General features: G+C 63.7%; 5 protein-coding genes. 2 read left to right on the forward strand and 3 right to left on the reverse strand.

The genetic code is table 11. The features are described 5' to 3' along the window. Positions 1-167 precede the first annotated feature (167 nt). Complete coding sequence (locus AHiyo1_RS13905) at positions 168-1,052, forward strand: aldo/keto reductase (protein WP_059388965.1); 885 nt, start codon at positions 168-170, stop codon at positions 1,050-1,052. Between the two features lie 21 nt (positions 1,053-1,073). Here the strand turns inward: AHiyo1_RS13905 and AHiyo1_RS13910 are convergent, their stop codons facing one another. Then, the gene (locus AHiyo1_RS13910; protein WP_059388963.1) at positions 1,074-2,114 is read right to left on the reverse strand and encodes an NAD(P)/FAD-dependent oxidoreductase; all 1,041 of its coding nucleotides are present in this window, start codon (positions 2,112-2,114) and stop codon (positions 1,074-1,076) included. A 121-nt stretch (positions 2,115-2,235) separates the two neighbouring features. Here AHiyo1_RS13910 and AHiyo1_RS13915 point away from each other — a divergent pair, with 121 nt between their 5' ends. Beyond that, the gene (locus AHiyo1_RS13915) at positions 2,236-2,820 is read left to right on the forward strand and encodes a helix-turn-helix domain-containing protein (protein ID WP_059388964.1); all 585 of its coding nucleotides are present in this window, start codon (positions 2,236-2,238) and stop codon (positions 2,818-2,820) included. A gap of 3 nt (positions 2,821-2,823) precedes the next feature. Here the strand turns inward: AHiyo1_RS13915 and AHiyo1_RS13920 are convergent, their stop codons facing one another. Both AHiyo1_RS13920 and AHiyo1_RS13925 read right to left on the reverse strand, forming a co-directional pair. After that, entirely contained in the window at positions 2,824-3,846 is a 1,023-nt protein-coding gene (locus AHiyo1_RS13920; protein WP_253257342.1) for a DUF4386 domain-containing protein, read from the reverse strand. A 91-nt stretch (positions 3,847-3,937) separates the two neighbouring features. Further along, positions 3,938-4,448: response regulator transcription factor (locus tag AHiyo1_RS13925; protein ID WP_253257343.1), on the reverse strand; the 511-nt coding region annotated here is incomplete at its 5' end.

A 4,448-nucleotide genomic window follows, 5' to 3' on the forward strand; every position in this document is an offset into this window, starting at 1 on the left:
ATCCTTCCCGCGGACCTGGCCGCCCGCCGCGCCGGGGCCCGCCGGGAAGTTGCGCCGGCGCCGCAACTCGAAACCGCGCGCTGAATTTCCGGACCACCCGTTTCAAAGGGGGTACTGACGTGCCCTCCCACATCCGCGCACACCTGAATACCGTGAATCGCATGGACATGGAACTGACTCTCAACAACGGCGTCACAATGCCAGCCCTGGGCCTGGGCGTCTTTCAAAGCGCCCCGGAGCAAACGACGGCGGCAGTCGAGGCCGCGCTGGCCACCGGCTACCGGCACATCGACACCGCCGCCGCGTACGGCAACGAACGGGAAGTCGGTGAAGGCATCCGCCGCTCGGGCCTGGATCGGGCAGAGGTCTTCATCGAGACCAAGGTCTGGGTCAGTGACTATGGCTACGACCGGTCCCTGCATGCCTGGGACAAAGCGACGGGCAAGCTCGGCGTCGACTACCTGGACTTGCTCATCCTGCACCAGCCCGCACCCGACCGGTTCGAGAAGACCATCGCCGCATACAAGGCACTGGAGACCCTGCTTGCCGACGGGCGCGTGCGGGCGATCGGCGTCAGCAACTTCATGCCCCACCACCTGACGCGACTGCTCGACTCGACCGGCGTCGTCCCGGCCGTGAACCAGATCGAACTCCACCCGTACTTCACCCAGCCGGACGTCCAAGCCGCCGACGCCGAACATGGTGTCATCACCCAGGCCTGGTCGCCCATCGGAGGGATCACCTTCTACCCAGGATGGGGAGGCCAGGAGCGGCGGAACGTCATGCAAGACCCGGCAATCGCCACCATCGCACGGACGCACGGCAAGAGTCCGGCCCAGGTCATGCTCCGGTGGCACCTCCAGCAAGGCCGCTCAGCCATCCCGAAATCGACCAACCCGGCACGCATCGCCGAAAACTTCGATGTTTTTGACTTCGAACTTAGTGCCGCCGAACTCGCCGCCATCGACGCGCTCGACACCGGCAACCGCAGCGGCCCGGACCCGGACGAAGCCCGCGAGGAACGCTTCGCCATGGTCATCCCCGAAGCCTAAAACAGAGAGAAGGACCCACAGCTACGGAGCCCACGAACTGACGCCCGGTGCCAGGCGAAGGTGATCGACGTGACCCAGCACAGTGGTAGATACGGCGGCTTCCGAGGCCGCCGAGAAGGGGCCGAACCGCCCCTCAACGGCCCACCGGGTTTCCTCTTCTATCAAATCGGCGTTGATCCGTGCGCCGGTCATGACGCCCTCGGACGCCGCGGTGATCACTTGGGCCATCACATTGGAGACATTGCCCGCTGCATACACGCCCTGGACGGCCGTCGCACCAGTAGCATCGGTCTCGATAAACCGCCCCACCCCCATGGGGTGCACCTGGGTACTTAGTCCGAGTGATTCCAGCAGCGCGGACCTGGCCTCCATCCGTGTACCGACAGCCACGGCCTGTATGTCGAATGAGGAACCCTGGCGGAGCGTGAGACCCGTGAGGACCCCGTTGACAGCGTCCACTGAGGCCACGGCGCCGTCGACGACTGTTACGGACCGGGCACTGAGCTTGTCCCACTCTTCCTCGGTGGGTTCCACGGTGTCATTGAGGAAAAGGGTGATATCAGGGGACCACTGCCTGAACAACAGTGCCTGATGGACGGACATTGCTCCGGTACCCAGCACGCCGATCCTTTTCCCGCGGATTTCCCAGCCATGGCAATAGGGGCAGTGCACAACGCCCTTCCCCCATTGCTCCCGCAGGCCGTCGATGGGAGGCAGCCCGTCCGTCAGGCCAGTGGTGACCAGAAGGCGCCTGCACGAAAACCGGCGGGTATCACTGCGCGTCACCTCGAATCCGTCGGTAGTGCGCCGTGCCGAAACGGCCTCGGCGTCAATGACAGTTCCTCCGTAGGAGAGCACTTCGTTGCGTCCGATCGACAGGAGTTCCCGGGGGTTCATGCCGTCCCGTGAAAGATAGCCATGCACACCCGCCGCAGGTGCATTGCGTGGTGTTCCGGAATCGATCACCAGCGCCGAGCGAAGCGCGCGGCTCAGCGTCGTGGCCGCGCTGAGTCCCGCAATGCCGCCCCCGATAATTACGACGTCATGCCGTGTGGTGTCCATACTGATTCGCCCTTCATGGTGTCCTGAAAGTCCGCAGCCAGCGTCCTTGGGTGCTTAGACAAGCTTTCATCTCGCGTGGGAAATCTGGCAAACTCTTTTGCTGTTATGGCAAACTATGGGTATGGCAAATGAGCTTGATGATGTTCTCGGGGCTGTCGGGCCCCGGCTTAGGGCACTCCGCACGGAACGGGATCTCACCCTCGGAGAGGTGTCCTCTGCATCCGGAGTGTCGGTGAGCACCTTGTCCCGGCTCGAATCCGGCCAACGCAGGCCAAACCTCGAAATCCTGCTGCCCCTTGCGAGGTTGTACGGTGTTCCCCTTGATGATCTGGTCGGCGCCCCGCCCACCGGAGATCCGAGAATTCACCTGCGGCCCATCACCCATGGCGGCATGACGGCTGTTCCCCTCACGCGCCGGCCGGGCGGTTTGCAGGCCTTCAAGATGGTGCTCGCAGGTGATGCCCGTGGGTCCGAGCCCGATCCGCGAGTTCACGAAGGCTACGAATGGCTTTACATCCTCAACGGACGGCTGCGCCTGGTGCTGGGCGACAACGACTTTGAACTCCGCGCAGGAGAAGCCGCGGAATTCGACACCCGCACGCCGCACTGGTTCGCCAGCGCCGACGGGAAACCCGTCGAATTCATCAGCTTGTTTGGACAGCAGGGCGAGCGGATGCACGTACGCGCCCGCCCAAAGCCCGCATAGCCCTCAGGCTGCGCGCACCTGCCCTGTGGTGATGGGCGAGGGCCGGAAGCCCTTGACCGCCATCCAGATGCCCAGCGACAACTCCCAAACGAAGATCGGCAAGGTTGCGAGTCCCGACCACACCGAGATCCCTTGGTTGATACCGAACATCGTTGAGAGCGTCGACGAAAGGAGCAGCGGTCCGCCGATCAGTCCAAGGAGGGGAATGATGCGCGGCACGAGCCCCGAACGGTACATCAGGTACCCGAGCAGCAGCCCGCTCACGCCCGGAACCAGGCTCGGGCCGAGAATGAACGTCCAGCCGCGGACCGCCACGAGGGCTTGGCCCACGGGAACCAAGGCAGGGTCCGCGCCGCTGTTCTGGCGCAAAGTGACAACGGCAAGAAGACTGACGACGCCGATCACGATGACCGCCGCTTCAAACATCCGGGCGGTGACGAAGCCCAGCGCAATGCCCTCGTTCTGCCGTTTGACCACAGGAAACAGCGCGACGGCGGTGCCCACCGCGGAAACCGCGTTGACGAGATCGAGGAAGCAGCCAAAGATGACGGTCGAGTCGGCACCCGGGCCCGTGATGTAGTGCGGATCGTTCAGGACGGGAGAAATCAGGAAAAGCGCCGGGATCGAGCTGACGAACGTCACGATGTACAGGATGCCTGCGACCATCGCGGTCTTCCGCAGGGGGTCCATTCGGCCACGATCAGTTGTCGGGGTTTGGGTGGTGGTTTTCATGGTGTGGTCCTTCTTGGGGATGAAGATGCGGGCGTTCGACGCCGGCCGGCTGGTTTGCGTGGTTCCGGTTTGGGTGATTGCCAGGAGCGGTAGCGCCAAGTCGCGGAGCTTTTGCAGCAGACCGTGGAGCGCGGCTTGGTCTACGGTCCGGGTGCGGATGACGGCGGTCCCGTCGTGTTCGTTGGTGACGCTCAGTCCTTCGAACCAAGCGGCCCAGCGGGAATCAAGATGGCCTTTGACGCGGATTTCATACTCGGCCGGAGTGTCTTCCCGGCCTACCGATCTCGCGTTCATCGCCCCTCCTTCTGCCTTTGTGGAGTTCAACCGCCTCTGCGGATGACTTCTTTGATGCTTCGAAGGTAGAAGGAGATGTGGTGAGCGGGGATCACCACACCTGGTGATTGATGTGGTGATCTTTTCGCGGCAGGAGCTCCAGCTCCTCGGCCCGCCGGACGGCCGCGCGGCGGCTATTCGCGCCGAGCTTGGCGTAGATGTTCTTGGTGTGTGTCCGGAGGGTGTTCAGGGAAATGAGCAACTCGCGCGCGATCTCCGGGCCGCCCAGCTCCGAGGAAAGAAGCCGAAGCACGTGCAGCTCACGATCACTTAGGGGCTCGATCAAGCGTTGCCGTGCCGGGGTGCTGCGCGTTTCGGTCCCGAACAACTCCAAGAGCCGGCCTACGTAGTCTGAGGCCCTTCCCCGCTTCACGAGCGCATTCAACAAGGTCGCCATCGCCTCACCCCCGTCGACGAACACTGAAACGTAGCCCTCTGGTTCTGCGAGCGCTACCGCGCGTCGCAGCGCCGCCAGCGCCCCGCCGTCGTCCGCTTCTTTCTGGTAGGCAAGTGCCAAAAGCGCCAGAAGCTCGACGACGGTCCCCGTCCTGCCGCCCTCTTCC

This window comes from Arthrobacter sp. Hiyo1 (assembly GCF_001263615.2).
Lineage (GTDB): Bacteria > Actinomycetota > Actinomycetes > Actinomycetales > Micrococcaceae > Arthrobacter.